The sequence below is a fragment of the Chryseobacterium echinoideorum genome (assembly GCF_007474535.1).
In the GTDB taxonomy this organism is placed as follows: domain Bacteria; phylum Bacteroidota; class Bacteroidia; order Flavobacteriales; family Weeksellaceae; genus Chryseobacterium; species Chryseobacterium echinoideorum.
The window spans coordinates 14,580-36,456 of sequence record NZ_VKNW01000010.1; the positions used below are offsets into that span (position 1 = coordinate 14,580).

Annotated in this window: 15 protein-coding genes; 5 read left to right on the plus strand and 10 right to left on the minus strand. The window is 34.0% G+C overall.

Annotation, left to right across the window (positions count from 1 at the left end):
- Nucleotides 1-2: 2 nt before the first annotated feature.
- The 10 genes from FOL89_RS13350 to FOL89_RS13395 all read right to left on the minus strand — a co-directional run bounded on the left by FOL89_RS13350 (nucleotide 3) and on the right by FOL89_RS13395 (nucleotide 14,855).
- The gene (locus FOL89_RS13350) at nucleotides 3-848 is read right to left on the minus strand and encodes a polysaccharide biosynthesis/export family protein (protein ID WP_144283298.1); all 846 of its coding nucleotides are present in this window, start codon (nucleotides 846-848) and stop codon (nucleotides 3-5) included.
- A gap of 33 nt (nucleotides 849-881) precedes the next feature.
- On the minus strand, nucleotides 882-2,012 hold the full coding sequence (locus FOL89_RS13355; protein WP_144283299.1) for a glycosyltransferase family 4 protein: 1,131 nt from the start codon (nucleotides 2,010-2,012) through the stop codon (nucleotides 882-884).
- A 94-nt stretch (nucleotides 2,013-2,106) separates the two neighbouring features.
- Nucleotides 2,107-3,093, minus strand: coding sequence for a glycosyltransferase family 2 protein (locus FOL89_RS13360; protein ID WP_144283300.1), 987 nt, complete (start codon nucleotides 3,091-3,093; stop codon nucleotides 2,107-2,109).
- The gene (locus FOL89_RS13365; RefSeq protein WP_144283301.1) at nucleotides 3,090-3,866 is read right to left on the minus strand and encodes an SGNH/GDSL hydrolase family protein; all 777 of its coding nucleotides are present in this window, start codon (nucleotides 3,864-3,866) and stop codon (nucleotides 3,090-3,092) included. The genes FOL89_RS13360 and FOL89_RS13365 overlap by 4 nt, the downstream gene beginning before the upstream one ends.
- Nucleotides 3,867-3,880: 14 nt before the next feature.
- Nucleotides 3,881-4,945: a formimidoylglutamase gene (locus FOL89_RS13370; RefSeq protein ID WP_144283302.1), complete on the minus strand. Its 1,065-nt coding sequence runs from the start codon at nucleotides 4,943-4,945 to the stop codon at nucleotides 3,881-3,883.
- Nucleotides 4,946-5,096: 151 nt separating this feature from the next.
- On the minus strand, nucleotides 5,097-7,667 hold the full coding sequence (topA, locus tag FOL89_RS13375) for a type I DNA topoisomerase (protein WP_144283303.1): 2,571 nt from the start codon (nucleotides 7,665-7,667) through the stop codon (nucleotides 5,097-5,099).
- 47 nt (nucleotides 7,668-7,714) lie between these two features.
- On the minus strand, nucleotides 7,715-8,860 hold the full coding sequence (locus tag FOL89_RS13380; protein WP_144283304.1) for a hypothetical protein: 1,146 nt from the start codon (nucleotides 8,858-8,860) through the stop codon (nucleotides 7,715-7,717).
- Between the two features lie 185 nt (nucleotides 8,861-9,045).
- Nucleotides 9,046-12,474, minus strand: a complete 3,429-nt coding sequence (locus FOL89_RS13385) for a T9SS type A sorting domain-containing protein (protein ID WP_144283305.1) — start codon at nucleotides 12,472-12,474, stop codon at nucleotides 9,046-9,048.
- A gap of 249 nt (nucleotides 12,475-12,723) precedes the next feature.
- Nucleotides 12,724-13,863 carry an EpsG family protein gene (locus FOL89_RS13390; RefSeq protein WP_144283306.1) on the minus strand — a complete coding sequence of 380 codons (1,140 nt, stop codon included), beginning with the start codon at nucleotides 13,861-13,863 and terminating at the stop codon, nucleotides 12,724-12,726.
- Nucleotides 13,860-14,855 carry a hypothetical protein gene (locus FOL89_RS13395; protein WP_144283307.1) on the minus strand — a complete coding sequence of 332 codons (996 nt, stop codon included), beginning with the start codon at nucleotides 14,853-14,855 and terminating at the stop codon, nucleotides 13,860-13,862. The genes FOL89_RS13390 and FOL89_RS13395 overlap by 4 nt, the downstream gene beginning before the upstream one ends.
- A 184-nt stretch (nucleotides 14,856-15,039) precedes the next feature.
- Here FOL89_RS13395 and FOL89_RS13400 point away from each other — a divergent pair, with 184 nt between their 5' ends.
- The 5 genes from FOL89_RS13400 to FOL89_RS13420 all read left to right on the plus strand — a co-directional run bounded on the left by FOL89_RS13400 (nucleotide 15,040) and on the right by FOL89_RS13420 (nucleotide 21,794).
- Nucleotides 15,040-18,696: an MMPL family transporter gene (locus FOL89_RS13400; RefSeq protein WP_144283308.1), complete on the plus strand. Its 3,657-nt coding sequence runs from the start codon at nucleotides 15,040-15,042 to the stop codon at nucleotides 18,694-18,696.
- A 39-nt stretch (nucleotides 18,697-18,735) separates the two neighbouring features.
- Nucleotides 18,736-19,650 carry a dialkylrecorsinol condensing enzyme DarA gene (locus FOL89_RS13405; protein WP_144283309.1) on the plus strand — a complete coding sequence of 305 codons (915 nt, stop codon included), beginning with the start codon at nucleotides 18,736-18,738 and terminating at the stop codon, nucleotides 19,648-19,650.
- Between the two features lies 1 nt (nucleotide 19,651).
- Nucleotides 19,652-20,791 carry a beta-ketoacyl-ACP synthase III gene (locus FOL89_RS13410; protein WP_144283310.1) on the plus strand — a complete coding sequence of 380 codons (1,140 nt, stop codon included), beginning with the start codon at nucleotides 19,652-19,654 and terminating at the stop codon, nucleotides 20,789-20,791.
- Nucleotides 20,791-21,222 carry a hypothetical protein gene (locus tag FOL89_RS13415; RefSeq protein WP_144283311.1) on the plus strand — a complete coding sequence of 144 codons (432 nt, stop codon included), beginning with the start codon at nucleotides 20,791-20,793 and terminating at the stop codon, nucleotides 21,220-21,222. Before FOL89_RS13410 ends, FOL89_RS13415 begins: the two co-directional genes overlap by 1 nt.
- Nucleotides 21,223-21,353: 131 nt before the next feature.
- Entirely contained in the window at nucleotides 21,354-21,794 is a 441-nt protein-coding gene (locus tag FOL89_RS13420; protein ID WP_144283312.1) for an ABC transporter permease, read from the plus strand.
- Nucleotides 21,795-21,877 lie beyond the last annotated feature (83 nt).

Consider the following 21,877-nt stretch of genomic DNA (forward strand, 5'->3'; position numbering starts at 1 on the left):
GCTTAAAGATTTTTGATGAGTAAATAGATTGATAATGCTGTTGTAAGAACAGACACTCCACTTATAATTGTCTGAACGGGATCTTTTCCAAATCCGTTCAAACTTCTTTTGTTTGTGGTAAGTAAAATTTCATCACCATTTTGAATATAGAAATATGGAGAATTCATTACATCCTCACGCGTAAGGTCAATTTTTGCTTTTTTTAAGCCTTCAGGCAATTTTCTGTAAATTGTAATATTCTTTCTGTCTATTGTCCTATTAAAGCCACCATTCATTGCAATAGCCTCCGTCAATGTAAGTGTATTTTTGTGAGCTTTCTTTTCTCCGGTCATTCCCGTTGTTTCTAAATCACCTAAAATATAATAGGTAATACCATCAATATTGAGGCGAACCTCAGATTTTCCTTCCTGAAAATTTTCATTAACCTTCAATTGTATATCCTGAGAAATCTCTTCTAATGTTCTTCCTTCAGCTTTTATGAATCCTATTCCGAAAATATTAATATCCCCATGAGCATCTACCTTCAAACCATTAAAATAGATAATCCTATTTCCGCCGTTTCCACCTGAAACATTTGCACTGCTTCCTGTAACAGCAATATTATTTTCATTTGCAGCATTTAATGAAGAATAAAACTGAGCAGCATCTCCTTTAGGAGTCGTAACAATATCCAGCTTTAAAATGTCATTCTTTGTCACTCTGTAAACAGGAATATTATAAGGAATCAAACCCTCTTCGTTTATAACCAAACTCTCATTAGGCTGCAAAAGTTTTACGTCCTTTGATGTTAAACAAGAAGTAAGGAAAAACGGCATTATGAGAAATAATAAATTTTTATAAATTTTCATCGTAAATAAAATGTAGTTTGCAAAAATAGAAATTTAATTGATACTTTTTTGTTTATTATTTTGTAATGCAGACACAGCATCCGGTATATATGCCCCGACAAATCCCAAAAATATTACTGTAAAAAGTAAAATATTAACATTGGAGTGACGCAGAAAGTAGGTTACGGCGATAATAAACAAATAATAAATTGTAATATAAAAAGTTGATCTTCTATGAGTTAAATTTAGTTTTAATAATTTATGATGAATATGATTTTTATCGGCTTCAAATGGAGACTTCCTGTTCCAAAGCCTAACAATAATTACATTCAAAGTATCAATAATAGGAAGAATAAGAATAGCAACGGCAATTACCGGTGCAGATTTCAGATGATATCTGGGAACATCTGCACGATTTTTATCTATAAATATATCTATGAAGCAAATACAGGTAAATGCAAGCAAAAAGCCCAAAAGCATAGATCCTGTATCACCCATAAATATTTTTGTTGCTCTGTAATTGGATAAATTATAATATAAAAATGCCAGTACAGAACCAATCAGCACCAAGGAAAGTACAACAAGAGGATAATTGTACTCGCCCAATCTGTAATAGCTGATACCGAAAATTGCACTGCAAATAATAGAATATCCTCCTGCAAGTCCGTCAATCCCATCAATAAGATTAAATGCATTGATAAGTATAATAAAAGTAATTATTGAAAAAAATACACTGAGCCAGTAATTAATTTCAAAAATACCAAAAATCCCGAATAAACTTCTTATTCTCACATCTGAGCCAATAACAATTAATGCAGAAACAACAATCTGTGCAATCAGCTTTTTATAAGCACGCATGACTACAATATCGTCCATAATTCCAACATAGAGAAGAATGATAAGTGATGCAAAAAGAAATTTATATAAATCAAAAATTTCGTAAGCGAAAATAGATGTACATATTCCGATTGAATAAAAGATCGCAATTCCTCCCAAATTGGGTATTTTCCTGAGATGAGAACTCCTTACCCCGGGTTCATCCATCAGGTTTTTTCTTCTTGAAATCTTAATAATCGTAGGGATTGAGAAAAAAGTAATTAAAAATGAGAACAAAAAACCTAACCCTACTTTCACATAAAAAATAGAAACACCTGTTTGGGTTAAGAACAATTCAAAATTTTTCATCGTTGTCTTTTTATTAATTTCTTTACTAGATTGGGAAAGTAAAGATTAAAAAAGTCATTATTTCATTTGTAAAACAATGAGACTTCAGTTTGTGTTAAATCAGTTTTCTTATCAGTTTTTTCTGCCCCGCAAAAAACAGAAGATAGAAAACTTTTTTTTTCAGTGGCAAAGATAAAATATAATTCTTACCGAAACGACTGTAAGTCAATATATATTTCAATTTAATGCCTTTTTTTTGTATGAAATCAGTCAATTCCTGAGACATTTTGTAAAATAAATCATCATTTTTCACAAAAGCAAGGTATGCAAGGTAAGTATAAATTCCTTCCAGAATCTGAAACCCCTTCAGCTCTTTTTGCTTATCAGAATATTTTGACTGGAGAAAAGCCACCTCTACATCTTCTACTGCCTTCAGAATATCCAACCCGCTTTCGTTATGGGTTTTTGTAATAGAATTACTTCTTTCAAGATACTGATAATGAAATTTTTGAGTCTGAGCTAAAGTTTCACACTCCAATAAAAGCTGCGGAATGAGCTGAATATCTTCAAAATGAACTCCTTTTTTGAATCTTTTATGCTTAAATAATTCTTTTCTGAACAATTTATTACAGGCAAAATAGCTTAAGTCTGAAAACACTGAAAAATTAGATTCTAATTTGATTTTTTCGGGCATATTAGGAATCTGTGTGAGTTTCTGGGTAACATTTCCATGCTCATCAACTTTCTGAATGTTGCAGATGACCATTTCCGCATCATATTTCTCAGCCAGACTTAGCATTTCTTCAAACATGGTTTCAGAGACAAAGTCATCACTGTCTACAAATCCTAAATAATCTCCCGTTGCTTTATCAATTCCAAAATTTCTTGCATCACTCAAACCTCCGTTATTTTTAGTAAAAGGTTTAATTTTATCAGGATATGTTGAATAATATTGCTGAATGATGTTTTCCGAAGCATCTGTACTTCCATCATTCACTACGATAATTTCGATATTCTGCAATGCCTGATTGACTAAAGAATCAAGACATTTAGCCAAATAATTTTCAACATTATAAACCGGAACTATTATCGAAACCTTCATTCTTTGCTTTGCAGATTAAGGATACCATTGACCAAAAATTCGCTGAACTTCTGATATCCTGACTTATTTAAATGAAGTGGATCAGCAAATAAATTTCTATCTTTATCAAAATCAGCAGTTACCTCATCAAAATTTAAGATAATTACCTTTTTCTCCAACCCCGTGTTTTTTAGATTTTCACTCAAAGCCTTTCTATAATCCTGTATTTTAAATGGAATGCCTTTGTTTAGTATGAGTTCACCACCCCTGTTACTTATTTCACTTATGATATTCTTATTTTTAAAGTCTTCTTCTATTCCAAACTCCGGAAGAGTGACTACAACTGGCTGTATATTATAATGAAGCATCGCTTTAATCATCATCATCATATGATGAGCATAAAAATCTGGTCCTACATGAGTGGCTGCATCATTAACGCCGGCAACTATAATGCAGTAATCAGGTTTTTTTTCAATAACTTCTTTAGAAGAAAATTTCTCATCCTTATTTTTAAAAAGATTTTCAAAGATTGTTCTGGTTGTTGCTCCGGGATTTCCGTACGAATAGATTTTCGCCTGAACTCCCCGATCGGAGATTTTCTTTGTTATGAGAGAATCAAGTTTTTGCCTTACCAACCAGCTATCGCCAATGATACCAATCTGCAATCCTTTTTCCGGTTTTGTAGCGGACAAAAAATATTTTTTTTCTTTTGCATAAGCATATTTATTCCAAAAATAACCGAAACAAGATATTCCAATTAAAAGGACAATACTTAAAATAATCTTTTTTTTCATCTGTATTATATTAATTAAGTTAGTCTTGGACTCAGCCAGCCTTTTTTGGCATCATCAAAATCTTTTCTGGAACAAGGAATGCAGTTCTCAATGTCATCATCATCACCAAAATACCAGAGATTGCTGAATGTATCACGTTTAAAAGCATATTGCCTGTCCTCAATCAACACATAAAATATTTCGTATTTTCTTTCTTTCGGATGCGAATGCTGTATATTGATTCCTTCAATAAGATACCAGATCATTTGCGCCAAAAGCTGATGATTGAGCTGATTTTCAGAATAAATATTATAATTAAAAATACCGACAGATTTCAAATTTTCACTTAACCCGATTTCTTTCATGTAAGCACAAATTTCTCTTCGGTTGAGACCATTCACTTGTGGATTTATCGAAAATGCATCGCTGAAACTTTCCACTGCATCACAGTTAACGGTTACCAAATCTGCTTTTCTGAAAAAAGGTTCGGTCTTTTCGGTAGAGTTCATCATTTCTGCTAAACGGACAATATCAAATTCCACTTCTTTGATCAGCTTTACAGAATCGGTCTCGTTCAAATGTTTTTGATATCCTAAATGATGATAATTTTTGATCTGAAGGTTTTTTGAACCTAAAATTTTACTTAAAAAAGTATTTTCATTAATATTTTCACCCTGTTTTAAAGAAATAACATTGCTGATCTGGGTATAACTAATATTTTTCTGATGGAAATGAAGTGCTGAAAACATAGAAAATGCAAAGTCATTAGATCCACCAATAATTACGGGAATTGCTCTTTTATAATGACATACAGACAAAACTTCCTGCAAAATATAATGAGAGTCTTCCACCGACTTTCCGGAAACCAGGTCTCCCAAATCAACTACCGGAATTTCAAAATCCAGCTGAGAAAGCTTATAAAACTCTTTTCTGACGGATGTAAAATCCTGAACTTCTGCATCACCATTGGCTCCTCTGTAATCGGAAACAAAAAGCAGAACAATGCTGTCTTCTTTGATTTCTTTGGTTATTTTATAACCTATTTGCCAATTTTCTGTCCTGAAATTCCGCGGTGGAATGATGAAATCTTCAAAATTCATGTCTATAAGTGCTTATTGATCGTCAAAAATATTAAAATTAAATGAGTATATAATTAAAAAACACAGATCAAGATCTGTGCTTTGTTATGTTTAATCTTACCAAGTTATCCATTTCTATATAAAAAACCTTGACAAGATATGTTTCAGTTTACTATTTCTTCGCTGAAGGTTTCTTGGCAGCAGGCTTTTTCGCTGTTGCTGTTTTTTTAGCCGGAGCTTTTTTGGCAGCTGTTTTTTTCTTTTCAGCAAATGCTTTGGGGTCTTGTGCAGTAATCCATTTTTTAACTTCTTCTAAAGAAACTTCTTTCAGCTCATCGCTTTCATACTTTGTATCATCAGCTTTTTTCGGAATTTTGAACATCGCTTTTCCGAATTTGATGAAAGGTCCCCATCTTCCGTTTTCAAGGGAAATTTTTTCACTTTCCCATTGCTGTATGTAACGGTTAGCTTCTTTTTCAAGTTTAGCATCAATCAATTCGTTAATATCACTTTGCGAAAGATTCTCAAAATCATAACGCTTCGGAACATTCACAAAAATATCTTTATACTTAATAAACGGACCAAATCTTCCACTTCCTTTAGTTACCGGTTCGCCTTTGTAAGTTGCAATCGGAGCATCAGCTTTTTTCTTTTCGGCAATAATTTCTTCTGCCCGATTTTGATCCACAGAAAGGGGATCTTCACCTTTAGGAATACTGATATACGTTTCGCCCCATTTCACATAAGGTCCGAATCTTCCTACCCCCACCGACACAGGATTTCCGTCAACTTCTTTCAGATCGAAAGGAAGTTTAAAAAGTTCCAAAGCTTCTTCCAAAGTAATGGTTGCAATATTTTGTCCTACCATCAGTGATGCAAAAGTTGGTTTTTCTTCATCATCCGTTTCACCAATCTGAATCATTGGTCCGAATCTTCCAATTCGTGCATTGACGTTTTTCCCGGTTTTAGGATCAACTCCCAAAAGCCTCTCTCCGGTTGCACGGTCAGCATTTTCTTCTACATCTTCAATTTTAGGATGGAACTGAGTGTAGAAATCGGTCATCATTTCTTTCCATTTTTGTCCACCATTGGCAATTTCATCAAAACTTTCTTCTACTCTTGCGGTAAATCCGTAATCAAGAATTTCCGTAAAGTTATCGGTAAGAAAATCATTCACCACTTCACCAATATCTGTAGGAACAAATTTATTTTTGTCGCCCCCGAATTTTTCGTCAAGGACTTCTTTTTTGATTGTATCGTTGGCTAAAGAAATCTTTACGACCTCTCTTATCTGTGGTTCAATCTCTCTTTTATCCACATATTCTCTGTTCTGAATGGTCTGAATGGTAGGTGCATATGTAGAAGGACGCCCAATTCCTAATTCTTCCAGTTTTCTTACCAATCCTGCTTCGGTGTATCTGGCACTTGGTCTGGTAAACTTTTCTGTAGCGGTGATTTTTTTATAGTTTAAAACTTCACCAACCGTCACTTTTGGCAACAGTTTTTCGTTGTTTTCTTCATCATCTTCTTCTGTCTTTACGATTCCGTAAGCTTTGAGAAAACCATCGAAAATAATCACTTCACCCTGAGCTTCAAAATGCTGCGGAAGTTTTGCATTTCCGATTTCTATTACTGTTTTCTCTATTTTAGCATTTGCCATCTGAGAAGCCAGCGTTCTTCTGTAAATCAGCTGATATAATTTGCTCAACTGGGCATCACCAATCGTTTTTACCGAAAAATCTGTAGGTCGTATTGCTTCGTGAGCTTCCTGTGCAGACGAAGATTTTGTGGTATAATTTCTAGGAGAAGAATATTCTGATCCGTATTCTGAAATAATCTGATTTTTAGCACCTTCAATTGCCTCTTGGGAGAGGTTTACCGAGTCGGTTCTCATGTAAGTAATGTGACCTTCCTCATACAGACGTTGGGCAAGACGCATTGTATTGGTTACGTTATAGCCCAATCTTGAAGACGCTTCCTGTTGTAAAGTAGAAGTTGTAAAAGGAGCAGATGCAGAACGGCTTCCTGGTTTGGTTTCAACATTGAGTACTTTAAACTCTGTATTTTTGGCTAATTCTAAGAAGTTTTCAGCTTCTGATTCTTTATCAAAATCCTTTTTAAGTTTTGCTGATATTTCCTGACTTGCTTTATTTAAAAAAACAGCATCAAGCTTGAAACTTGCTTTCGGTACAAAACTGCGAATTTCTTTTTCTCTTTCAACGACTAAACGCACTGCAACCGACTGTACTCTTCCCGCAGAAAGTCCCGGTTTTACTTTTTTCCAGAGAACAGGAGACATTTCAAAACCAACAATCCTGTCGAGAACCCTTCTTGCCTGTTGTGCATTAACTAAGTTCTGATCTATATCTCTAGGATTTTCAATAGCTTTCAGAATCGCATTTTTAGTAATCTCGTGGAAAACAATCCGTTTTCTATTTTCCGGCTTCAGTTTTAATTCCTCTGCCAAATGCCACGCAATAGCTTCTCCTTCACGGTCTTCATCGGAAGCCAGCCAAACCACATCAGCTTTCTTCACCGCTGCTTTCAATTCTGTAACCAATTTCTTTTTGTCGGCTGAAACTTCGTAATCGGGACTAAATGTTGACAAATCAATCCCCATTCCTTTTTTAGGAAGATCACGGATGTGACCGAAACTGGATTTTACTTCAAAATCCTTTCCTAAATATTTCTGAATAGTTTTTGCTTTTGCCGGAGACTCAACGATTACTAAATTTTTCGACATACTGAAAATTTTTGCAAAAGTAAAGCTTTTTTATTAGATGGGTTTTGTCAAATCATTTTATTTAACAATTCAAGGGGCGCAAAGAGTGTTCTGTAGAAGAATCCTTCAAAAGTAAACCCTCTTCCCGACATCTCCACCCGGTACATTAATGAGAAAAAAATAATGCAAAATGTTACCCAGAATTTTCTATTGGCGATCAGCTTTTCAGAAGTTGATGAATTTGCCGAATCTCTTAGTAATAAAGGCAAAAGCACGATGAGGAATATCATATGGATGTACATCCATCTCCCCCAATCAATGGCGAGATAGAATAGTGGCAATGAAAACAAAAAAGCTCCTGTCAATAAAATAGACAGATACTTTTGGTGAGTTTGATTTTTTAAATAATATCCCATATGAAAAACACTGATCAGCAAACTCAGAAAATACAATCGGTATTCATCGAAATGCTCTTTGATGTATTGCCTTTCATTAATATCCCAAAAGAAAATTCCTTTGGTAAGAATCACGCCCCGGTGTTGGAGAATCTGTAAAGACTGCCCTTCATTGATTTCTTTTCCAAACACAACAATGAGTACTGCAGGAATAAAAACTGCTAAAATATATTTTATATATCTTTTCCACTCAGGCTTCTGAGTTTTCAGATACAATGCAATCAAAAAATAAGGAACAAAAAAAAGTGTAATCTCATGGAAAAACATGGCAATAAAAAGACCCGCAACTACAGCATTTTCTTGTAATCGTGATAATGAATTTTTGTTGAGATGATAAACAAAATAAGCAAAAAGAAAAAATACTATAAATTCTTTTTTTCCAACATAATCTACACAGTTGAAAATTCCTATAAAACCAATCGAAGACAAAAGCAGAGAGAGATAAAGAAATGTTGTTTCTTTATACTGAATACTTTTAAAATAAAAATAAAAAAAAGAGGTAATAATAATGAGTTGAAAACCGTAGACTAAATACTGCAGTTTCAAACCTGTGAGATCCTGAAGAAAAAAGAAAAAACTACCGGAAAGCCCCCTTCTTTTGAAACCGCCGTCCTGATAATTGATAAGCCAGTCACCTAAAATATAGCCGTCTGAATTAATATTATGAATATACGTAAATACGATTGCAAACAAAGCTGTTGCAATAATGATAAGATAGATTAAAATTTTAATATTTATGTAGGACAGAATATTCTTCAAGCCTTGTGTTTTTTTAAGTTTGTCTCAAAAAAGAAATAGCTCTCAAATCCGGACAATCTCATATTAAGTTTCCAAAATTATGAAATTTGCCGTACTTGAAAGCTATTTTATAGAGAATGTAGCTACATTTAGCTCAATTACTATTTTTTAACAAAAAACAATGGCTACCCAAGAGGAAATAAATGCTACCTTTTAATTATTTTTACAATACTTTCAGAATTGTTGATTCTTACCAGATAGGCTCCTTGCACAAGTGAAGAAACATCTGTTTTTTTGCTTTCAAATTTCCCTGATTTTATCAGTTGTCCTGAAGCATTGTAAATCTGATAGTAATAATCTTTATCTTCAGTTGCTTTCACATATAGAACATCTTTCACAGGATTAGGAAACAAAACAATCTGATTTTCTCTTACTTTGGTTTCAATTTCTTTTTCAGTAAAAACATTTGGAGCTTTTACAGAAGAAATTCCCGGAGAGACAGGTATTGCAGGAACAGGACCTTCCTCAAAACCATCCTGATTGGTTTTTACTTTTACACAACGGCAACTCATTCCGAAATAAGGATCATTGTTATCGTGAAATGCTATAAACTGATTAGCCGTAGAAGCTGCATTAAAAAGAATATTTACCGGTCTACCAATATAATTTGAATTTAAAACTGCAGTCCATACTCCCGGAAACTGATAATTATTGGAATTGAATGTTCCTGCTGCCGTTTGATTTGCGGTAACGCTTCTGAATCCGCGCGAACCTGAATTGGGGTAATTTCCTACAGAATATGTGGGATCATTAAACATATAACCAATTGTTGTGGTAGTGGTATTTCTTACTCTTACCCCTGCATAGTCAGTAATTACACTGTAACTTGTTGCCACTTTTTTATCTTTTTTATACCAAGGAGAAATTCCGTAATCTTTATTTGTAGTAATAGCCACACCAGTAAGATCAGGAATTCTCCAACCTTCAGGACAAGGATCAAATGGCGATTTCTCTCCTCCTCTACCCCATCTGTCCGGAGCCAGATTAGGCTCATTTGCCAGCCAGTCTGTACCATTGGTGTAATTGGGTGCAGCTGAATTATATGGTGCTAATGAGCTCGGAATCATATAAACTAAAGGATTTCTAACCGAGTATGTTAAAACTTTGGCTAATTTTTCGTTTACTTTATCAGTTGCTAAAACATTAGCATTTGCAGAATTAGTATAGGTATTATAAGGTATGATATAATTTCCTGACAAATTGTTATATACTGCCGGAGTAAGCATAGTATATGCAACAGATCCCGATGAATTGACTGCTCCTAAAAAAATGTTGTAGGAAGCTCGTGTATCTGCATACTGAAAACCAGGAATCGGATCCTTTCTTCCCCACTGATACTGCAAACCTGTAGAAGCTCTTATTTTTGCATATTCTGCAGCAGTAGGCGTGAGAGGATTAGCAACAATCGGAAAAGCATCTGTAGCACCCAGATTACGATCCATAAACTCTGTTTTCAAAACATCTCCTTTCCCTACATAGTTGATGTAATTAGGAGCTGCAGGATTTGGTATTTCGGTAGTGTAATTATAAGTTCCGATAGCAGTATCGGTTACCCAGATATGCCAAGACCAGTAAACAGGATTGGTAATACTTCCATTATGGAGCGTAATAACGGCATTTCCATTTTGGTTGGGGGCAATGTTGACAATAATCTTTGAATTTGATAATGCTGAAGCAGATCCCGGAGAAGGATTAATGATATTGATTGCAGTGATCAATGCTGTATTGGTAGACCATAGAACATTTACTTTTAAATCATTGAAACTTGATGGATTTAAAATATCTGGATTATTGAGCAATTGGCTTTGAGCAGAAAAAGCTTTCGTAACAGGAATTTCTATTACCGTAGTCCCGGTGCTTTTCACTACCTGATATGTATTAGGATTATTTAATCCCTCCGTAAAGCTATTGGAAGAGGAAATAAATTCTGTCGGAAAATCATAATTATTTAGTATATAAAGCGGATCTTTTATGCAACGGCATGCATTTGCATCCGAAGTTTTAGCCACGGAAAGAGGTTTGTACCAATATCTTCCTTTGATATTGGGATTAGAAGAATTCGGAGTGTCCGGTTGATACTGATCCGGAACCATAAATAATATTCTTGCTCCGACAGCTGGAGTTGTATCATACAATCTTGTCATTGTTGCGGTCCATAATCCAACCTGATGCTGGTCAGTATATTGACCTCCTTGCGAATTGACAGCCAATTGTCCGGTTCCGGGGAAAACTCCCATATTATGTCCTCCGACATTTGATAAGTCAAATCCTAAATTAGGATATAATTTAAAGCCAGTCATAAAAGACGGAACATTATTGTCATTAGGTTTGATAATATGATAGCCATTAGATTCAAAAGTATTCCTGCCCAGATTAGTTTTCACTCCAAACGGAGAAAAATCAATCCTTATATCGTCAATATAGTTTGCAGAAGCCTGATGCGCTACCAACATTGAGGGAAGCCTCCAACCGTTAGGACAAGGATCAAAACCTGATTTATCTTTATAAGGAGCCGCCGCTGCATCATTTGTATAATCAGTTCCAAGTCTTCCACGTGAATTATCTGACCAAAGATTGAGCTCTGTAAGGCGACTGTCTGCCAAACTTACTGATCTTCCAAACCAATTGATCATCAAATTAGGATTATTGTTGTAAAAAGCAAGGCCTGAATTATCATCTTTATTAACATAAATAAGACTCAACGGATTTCGTACAGAAAGGCGTATATTATGGTCAAGGGTGGCATTAGATAACAGTACAAACCTCCTTAAATTATCAAAATTAGTTGCATTGGTAAAATTCTTTGCACCTCTGTGACGGATTCTCCCTACAGAACCAGAAACTTCGTAAAAGTCGTTCCCTTTATAGACCAGTGGCGGGATAGGATCTTTCCTACCCCATTGATAAAGCAAACCTCCGTTTTTGATCCAGGCATCGGCGCTATTTGAATTGCTGAGAGCACCTAAATTACGATCCATCCATTTCCATTCTGTATCCGGGATTACTTCTACAGTTCCGTCAATCTTTTGTCTTTTAACTTGACTAAAACTTTTATAAGAAGAGCCATTGGCAGGGTTATCTGTTACCCAAATATGCCACGACCAGAAAATCTCCCCATTTACTTTATAGGCAATGACCGCATTTCCTTCCTTTACTTTATTGATAGGAACTTTAATTTTAGCATCTTCTCCTGCACCTACAATTTCTAATGCATAGTTAGCTCCCGACTTGATCAATCCGTGGCTATCTTCCCAGAGAACATCAGCCGTAACCGTTCCTGAAGGAATACTTGAATACCCAAGATATTTATAGCCAAGCCACATTGCATAAGCTTTCTTTACCGGAATATACAGTCCGTCTTCTGATTGTGATGGATCAAATATATAGCTATTAGGAGCTTTCATCCAGTCTTTGCCAACTTTTCTTCGGGCATTGAGGATTTCCAATTCATGACCCTGATTTTCTATACTGTCTTTTTCAGATTCAGTTTTACTATTGAGTAGATTATGTGCAGAAGCATCTGCAGAATAAAGTGATAAAGCCGTTGCAATACAAAACAAGTAATGCTTTTTCATAATGTAATAATTTTGTGATTTTTAAAATTTATCAATTTCTAAAAAAAATACCACAAGAATTATTATCAAACCAATAAAAAACATGTATTAATAAAAAATTACTTGCAATAAATTTTTATAGGAATAAATTTAATTTCGATTTGGTCAATACAAAACTACAACATTGTCGGAAAAAATATAATAGGACAAAGCAAATCTTTATTAAGATTTAATAAAAATTACTCGACATTAAAAGAAGAGCAAAATGCGTTATGGAAGCACATGGTTCTTATACATTTCAACAGTGAATCTACCCTTAAGAATATTTTTAAAGCTGGCAAAAACAATAAAGTTAAATATAAATAAAACAATTAAAAATGTGTGAATAAGCCTCTTTGTGCCATATGAAACCACATACATAGCGTTAGGAATAATTATATAGGAAAACCCGATAAAGGCACCGGCAAGTCTGGATGAGAAAATAGGATTGTTTCTGAATATAAAGTAAAAGCATATTCCTATAACCGCATAATTTCTATGATATTCATAATAAGGATACTTTTCTTTCATCGGAGTATCAAAATAAAACAAAAAGAATGTAAGAATTGTCATCATTCCTTCAGGTATACCAAATCCTCCATTGAGACGTTCTACTGATTCATCTATATAGCCATTAAAGCCTTCTACAATCATTGCATCTCCTGCCACGGAATCCATAAAACTTCCAAATACACGATAAACCTCAAAAGGTGAAGCAAAAATAGATGCAATAATAAAAACAAGCATCCAAAATTTATTGATCGGAATTCTTGCTACCCAATACATAGGAAGAAAAATATAGCAGACATTGTGAATTCCTGCTCCCAGATAAATACATAAAAGATACATCAGCAGATTTTCCTGCTTAATATATTTTATAGCATAGTAAACAACAAAAGATCCCAAACATTGTCTAATCTGACCACTTTCACCAATAAAAAAACCTGGAATAAACATGAAAAGGATAAACGTAAAAGGATAAAATGTATTATCATCAATGTACTCTACTTTTAATATGATTGTTATTGTTGCAATAACCAGAGTCAGCATATAAAAAGGAGCATCAAAAATATTAAGCAATATTTTATTAATAAGAACAAACAGCCACTCAAGTTCTACCGGTTGTGGTCCTTCAAGATACAAAGCCTTGAAAATAATACTGATATAAAGCTTAGTATCGGAATAATTATAAATACCTACATAACTACCATAATCAGGACCTACATTATCCCTAAGCCCGGCAAGAATAATAAGATATCCACCTAAAAACCAAAGCCATTTTTTCTCAACTCGTCTTCCATAAACTTCCTGAAAACTGAAGAATATCATAATGACAATCGCAATGATGTAATATGGATGTAATAAATTCATTTAGGTTGTACGAAGATTTTAAGTTGATGAGAAGCAATTATCAATGCAGTCAGAATCAAAGGCAAAAACAATCGGCTTTCCCAGAAAAGTCCGACAAAAGTAATCATAAGCAGATAAGGCATTGAGAAAAATAAATATTTTTTCATTATGATTTTATGCTCAGAGTTTCCCAATTGAAGCATAAAATAATATCCTAAAATCCCAAACATTAATCCCGCCAGATTAAAAGGACTCGTAAAATTATTCTTTATATAAATTCCTTCAAAAAAAGAAGCCTCCTGAGGAATCATCATCTTCAATGCAAAATATGGCAGTACAAATGAAATGATCAGAAAAACAGTTTCTTTTAAAATTCGAGTCTGCCTCAGATTCTTTAAATCTAAAAACATAGCCGCAAAAAATGCAATATTAAGGCATGATGTTTCTCTTACAAAGGTTGATACCAAAATAGTTGTACAAAGCAGTATTAAATCAGCTGTTCTTTGATGGCGGTAATAACGCAAAGTAAACAAAATCCCAAGAAGATAAAAAAACACGGCAATCAAATCACAATTAGTAGGAACATACTGCACAATAACGATAAAGAAAATGGCAAGCAAATGAAAAATCCGATTCACCTTTCCCTTAAACAGATCTGATGGATGATAGTTTAGAATCTTATTTAAAATAATTGAAGAAAGAACGAAAAAGAAAGCGTTGATCAAAAAAATACTGTGATAGAAAACAGTTCCGTTTTTTAGAATAAAACTTTCCTGTGATACAAAATAATTTTTTATTAAATAATTTACGCCTTCAAAAACTTCAACCATCACAAAATTCGGGATAACACGGTAGGCATAAACAGAGGAAAACATAAAGTCTGGAGCTTCCTTCATTATTTTTAAGCCCACATAAGTAGATTCAAAGCCGTAATACGACATGAAAAACAGCAGAAATGGGAAAATTACTACAAACAGAAATCCGGAAAATTTTTCATCAATCGTTTTCAACATACGATCAGCATCTTTTTAAGATGAATTTGTTTTTTTATTTACTGTCAAAAAGGGAACTTCTGCAAAAGTATAAGTTTTTTTCTTTTTATAATGAATATTTTACTGATTTTCAGTTAAAACTTCCTCACATATAGTTTAATCTAACTCTTAAAAAATTAAATTTGCAACTTGATTTTCCCAGACAATGCATTGCATTTTCATTTATTTATATTATTTGATTTCCAAAAACCGTCTCCTGTACGCAGTTTTAACACTGGGACTTCTTTTCGTTTGCGGACTTTTCGCTTCAAAAATAAATTTCGAAGAAGACATCAGCCAGATTATTCCCAAAAACGAAAAATCTGATCTCACGGCAAAAGTTCTCAAACAGCTCAACTTTTCAGACAAAATTGTTGTTATTATTGAAAACAAATCAAAAAACAACGATTTCCGGCTTTCGGAAACTGCAGATACGTTTTTAAATAAAATTAAACCCCTGCAAAATTACATTGATGCGATTGAAGGAAAAGTTGATGAAAACCAGATTTCTGAAACATTTGATTTCCTTAATCAAAATCTGCCACTTTTTTTAGACCCAAAAGATTATATCGAAATTGAGCGTAAACTCAATAAAGACAGTATTGCAAAACAAGTAGAAAGCAATTATATTTCTTTGGTTTCTCCTACAAGTTTAGTGACCAAAGAGTTTATCAAAAAAGATCCTTTGGCAATTACTTTTTTAGGCTTAAAAAAACTCAATACACTCAATATCAGCAAAGATTTTAAACTTGAAGATAATTACATTGTTTCTAAAGACGGGAAAAACCTTCTGCTTTTTATCAATCCTAAAAACAAAGGCAGCGAAACCAAAAACAACGAATTTTTTGTTGATGAACTGAATAAAATTAAAGAAACCCTCAATCAGAATTTCAAAGGAAAAACCGAAATCAGTTATTTCGGTTCGCCAGTGATAGCGGTTGCTAATGCACAGCAAATTAAAAAAGACATTCAGAATACGGTCATTATTTCGATGACGGTACTTTTGATTTTGCTAATGTATTATTTCAGAAACTTTTTTACGCCTCTGATTGTATTTTTACCCACTGTTGTTTCCGTTTTTGTATCGCTGATGATTCTTTATTTTATAAAAGATAAAATTTCTGCCATTTCACTGGGAATCGGTGCTATTCTGATCGGAATCACCATTGATTACGCACTGCACATTCTCACCCATTACAAGCACAACAACAATATTGAGGAACTGTATAAAGAGATTACACAACCTGTTATTTTAAGCAGTATTACAACAGCGGTTTCTTTTTTATGTCTTGTTTTTGTAAAATCAGAAGCACTCAGAGATCTTGGGCTTTTTGCAGCAATGACGGTCTTTATTTCTTCAATTGCTGCACTTCTCATTGTTCCGCAGCTTTATCATCCAAAAACTGAAAGTCAAAATTCTAAAACTAATTTTATTGACGTTATCGGAAACTATCCGTACGAAAAAAACAAGACGCTTGTTATCGTTTGTACAATGATCATTATTGCCTGTCTTTTTGGTTTCAGACATGTTGGCTTCAACAAAAACATTGGAGACTTAAATTATATTCCGAACGACTTAAAAATCAGTGAAGCTAAAATTCAGAAACTTTCAGACATCACTTCCAAATCTGTTTATACCATTTCTTATGGGAATTCTGAGCAGGAAGCTTTGGAGCAAAATTCAAAACTTTCCCGGTTCTTAGAAAAAGAAAAAAAAGCCGGTAAAATACTGAACTATACCTCCATCGGAAATATTGTTTTATCTGAAAAAACTCAACGTGAAAAAATAGAACAATGGAACCGATTCTGGAACTCAAAACGCAAGACAGAAACCATCAATCAATTGGTTACAAACGGAAATATTTTTGGATTTAATTCTTCTGCATTCACTCAGTTTAATGAAACTTTAAGCAAAGATTATTCTATTTTAACACTTCAGGATTATTCCAAAATAAAAGCAGTACAGATTAAAGAATTTCTCAGCAGTGAAAATGGCTTTTACACCATATCCAATATTGTAAAAGTAAATGAAAACAAAAGAGATGCTTTTATACAGGATGTTAAAAATAATCAAAACGCTTTAGCAATTGACCGGCAGCAAATGAACGAAAACTTTTTGGGGTTACTGAAAGACGATTTTAATACGCTGATCAATTATTCTCTTCTTGCTATTGTTCTTACCATCATTCTTTTCTTCAGAAACTTTGAGCTTTCCCTTCTCACGATGTTTCCTATTGTTTTGACAGGAATTGTTACAGCAGGACTTCTTTATTTTTCAGGGCTTGAACTTAATATTTTCAGCACAGTAGTCTGCACTTTAGTTTTTGGTGTGGGAGACGATTTCAGCATTTTTCTTACAAAGGCAATGCAAAAAGAGCATACAACTGGCAAAAACGAGCTTCCCACATATAGAATTTCAATTATTCTGGCGGTTTTTACAACGGTTTTATCCATCGGATCATTGATTTTTGCGAAGCATCCTGCATTGCATTCACTGGCTTTGGTTGCCTTAATCGGAATGTTTTCCGTAATTGTTATCACCTCCACTTTATATCCTTTCTGGTTTAGGTTTTTAATTATTAACCGTACAAAAAAAGGACTCTCCCCTATTACACTAAGACTTTTTTTACATTCTGTTGCATCGTTTTTATATTACGGATTATTCGGTTTTATTATTTCGGTTTTCGGAAGTTTTTTTGCTAAAAACTCCAAAGGAAAATCTTTATACATCATTAAATTGCTCGTTGCAAAATTTTTGGGATCTGTTTTGTACACTAATTTTTTTGTAAAGAAAAAAATCATCAGAAATCCGGAAGAAGATTTCAGCAGACCCGCTGTGATTATTGCCAATCACACTTCGTTTCTGGATACTTTAGCAGTAGCTTTGGTTACGCCTAAAATTGTTTTTTTGGTGAATGACTGGGTGTACAATTCTCCAGTTTTCGGAAAAATGGTAAGAGCTTTAGGCTTCTATCCTGTTTCTCAAGGAATTGAGAACGGACTGGAAAAACTTCGGGAAAAAGCAGAGCAGGGATATTCTCTCATCGTATTTCCTGAAGCAGAAAGATCGTATGATAACGATGTAAAACGTTTCCATAAAGGCGCATTTTACCTTGCCGAACAGCTGCAGCTTGATATTTTACCACTCTACATCCACGGAAACTCGGAAGTTTTGCCGAAAGGAGATTTTATTATTTATAATGGGAAAATTACAGTAAAAGTTGGAGAAAGAATTTCTCTTCACAACGAATCTTTTGGAAAAAATTATTCGGAAAGAACAAAAAAAATCAATGCCTATTTCCGTGAAGAGTTTTCGAAACTCAGAAACGAGCTTGAAGATGAGAATTATTTTAAAGACAAACTATTTTTAACCTATTTATATAAAGAAAAGGAAGTAGTAAAGGCAGTGAAAGAAGATTTTAACCAAAATAAATCTGTTTATTTTGAGCTTAATCAACTGATTCCGAAAGATGCCGTTATTTTCCATGTGGCAGATGATTTTGGGCAGAAAGACATCATTCTTTCACTTCAGCAGGCAAAAAGAAAAGTTTTTTCCTGGATTCGCAATGAAGAAAAAAGAAAAATTGCCGCAAACAACTATTTTGTTAAAAAAAGACATCTTTTCTACATTAAAAACCCTTCTGAAATATTAAAAAAACCTGATGTTCTTTTAGTTTCAGACTCATCTTTTGATTTTGATGAAATTAATGACAATTATCCTCTTATCATTTTATTCAACATTAAAAATAAAAATTTTGAAAATTTAAACTATACCAAAGAATATGGCTCTGAATTTGTTAGCATTTTCCGCGTGAAAAAATAAATTTGAAAATCTTATTTTTGTAATTATTAAAATATTTTAATGCAAAAGAACATACTTGTCATCTATTATACACAAACCGGTCAGCTGGAAGATATTGTAAAGAATATTGCCCGTCCTTTTGAAGAAAAAAAAGACGAATATAAGGTAACGTACTATTCTATCCGGCTTAAAAAAGATTTTCCTTTTCCGTGGCCAAGTGATGTTTTTTTCAACACATTTCCTGAGTCTTACCTGCAGATCCCGAGCGAAATTCTTCCTCCTCCGCAGGAAGTACTCCATACAAAATTTGATCTGATTCTTTTTGGGTATCAGGTTTGGTATCTTACTCCTTCCATTCCGACGATTTCTTTTCTGAAAAGCGGTTTTGCTGAAAATATTATGAAAGACGTTCCCGTAATAACCATTTCCGGAACCAGAAATATGTGGATGCTTTCTCAGGAAAAACTAAAAGTTCATCTGAAAACCCTGAATGCAAAACTGGTAGGAAATATCGCTTTGGTGGACAGACATGATAACTATACCAGTGTTCTGACAATCCTGCGATGGATGACTACCGGAAAAAAAGAAAAATCAGGAATGCTTCCTGCTGCAGGAGTTTCTGATGAAGAAATACAAGGCTCTGTAAAATATGGAAGAATCATTGAAAGGCATTTCAAAAATAAGTTTGCAGATTTACAGCCCGAACTTGTAAAAAACGGAGCTGTGGAAATACGTCCTTTTTTGGTAAGAGTAGAAAAAGTAGGAAATAAAATCTTTACAGTGTGGTCTCATCTTATTATGAAGAAAAAAGAAAAACGCTCTTTGCTGATTAAATTCTTTAAGGTATATTTGATGGCAGCGATTTGGATTATCTCTCCGATCGTTCTTATATTTCACATACTTCTCGCTCCTGTCTTGTGGAGAAAGAGACAAAAACAAAAAGAATATTTACAAGGTATAAATTTAAAACAATAAAATGAACGAAGTATTTATAACCAAGGCATCTACATACTTGCCAAATGAGCCGATTTCAAATGATGAAATGGAAAGCTATCTTGGCCTGGTCAATAATACACCTTCTAAAGCACGTGCTTTAATTCTTAGAAATAATAAGATTACTACGAGATACTACGCTTTAGATAAAAACGGAAAACCTACACATACCAATGCACAAATTACTGCAAAAGCTGTGGAAGGTCTTTTTGATGAGCATTTCAAAAAAGAAGATATGGAACTTCTTTCTTGCGGAACCACTTCTGCAGATCAAATCCAGCCTTCTCACGCATCCATGGTGCACGGTGAGCTAAACATTGGAAAATCAGTAGAAATCAATACTTCGACAGGATTATGTAATTCCGGGATGAATGCTTTCAACTATGCTTTTCTGAATGTAAAAGCCGGGGTGAAAAACAACGCAATCTGTGTAGGTTCCGAAAGGTTTTCTGCATGGATGACTGCCGACAAATTCAACCATGAGGCGGAAAATCTAAAACTTTTAGAAGAAAAACCAATTGTCGCTTTCAAAAGAGAGTTTTTGAGATGGATGCTTTCTGACGGAGCAGGTGCTTTTTTGCTTGAAAATAAGCCAAGAGAAAACAGCACTTCTTTAAGAGTAGAATGGATTGATTTTTACTCCTACGCTCATCAGATTGAAGCTTGTATGTATTCCGGTTGTGAAAAACAGGAAGACGGAAGTTTAAAATCATGGGCAGAATATCCTGCAGAAGAATGGCTTAACCAGTCTATTTTTGCATTAAAACAAGATACAAAACTTTTAGACCAGTATATTTTGGTAAAAGGGGCAGAAAGTTTAAGGGCCTCTTTTGATAAGCATGAGCTTGACCCTGATTCTATTGATCATGTATTGGCTCATATTTCTTCCGGTTACTTCAAAGAAGGACTGAAAGAGGAATTTGCCAATGTTGGTCTTGATTTTCCTTGGGAAAAATGGTTTTATAACCTTTCTGAAGTAGGAAATATAGGTGCAGGTTCTATTTTTATTGCGCTGGAACAACTGATGAATTCAGGCAAGCTTAAAAAGGGCGAAAAAGTGCTGCTTTGCATTCCTGAAAGCGGAAGATTTGCCTATTCATGCTCTTTATTAACAGTTGTTTAATGATAACCCAGCTGCCTTCATCCGATAAAAATTTTGTGGAAAGTCTTATTCCTCAGAAATTTCCTTTTGTAATGGTGAGCGGAATTACAGAATATTCTGAAAATCATTTGGTTTCAGGTTTTACAATTCAAGAAAACAACATTTTTGTAAATAACGGCGTTTTTCAGGCTTCAGGATTAATCGAACATCAGGCTCAAAGCGTTGCGCTTCACACCGGATACCAGTTTTACCTTTTGGGAAAAGATGCACCAACTGGTTACATTGGTGCTATCAAATCTTTTGAAGCAGAAGACTTACCTAAAGTGGGCGATCTTCTGAAAACAGAAGTGCATATTCTCAACGAAATGCTTGGGGTAACTTTGGTAGAAATTACAACCAAAATCAACGGCAAAATGATCGCAAAATCGCAGATGAAAACAGTAGTAAAATAAAGGAGAAAAGATTTAAATTGATGATACTGCAAAGAAATTAACCAATGGGTTGCATAATCAGCTTTTTATTAAGTCACAATAAATAAATCTAACGGGTTTTCTGAATCCGTTAGATTTTAATAAAATAAAAAATGGAGTTAAAAGAAGAAAACCTGATCAATATCCATCATTTTTTACCGCATCGTGAGCCGATGCTGATGGTAGATTTTATTCTTGAACTTACTCCCGAAAAAGTAGCTACTTCTTTTGAGATTAAACCAGAAAATATTTTTGTTCAGAACAACAAGTTGCTAGAAGCTGGCCTGATTGAACATTCAGCACAAACATCTTCTTCAATTTTCGGACAAAGTTTTTTTGGAAATCCTGATACCCCAACCAAAGTCATCGGATTTATTACCAACATTAAAAAAATTGAGATTTTTGAACTTCCAAAAGTTGGGGAAAAGATTATTTCCAAAGCTTCTTTAATCTCAAAATATGAAAATATCTGCCAGGTTTTTTGTGAAACTTTTTTAGGCGAAAAATTATTAATCCGTACGGAAATGAGTTTGTTTATTCAGGAAATTGAATAGATAAAATAGTATCATTAAAATCCATTTTTATAACATTTTTTGTTTTTGCCTGAATTATATCAGGAAATTCAAAACACAAAAAA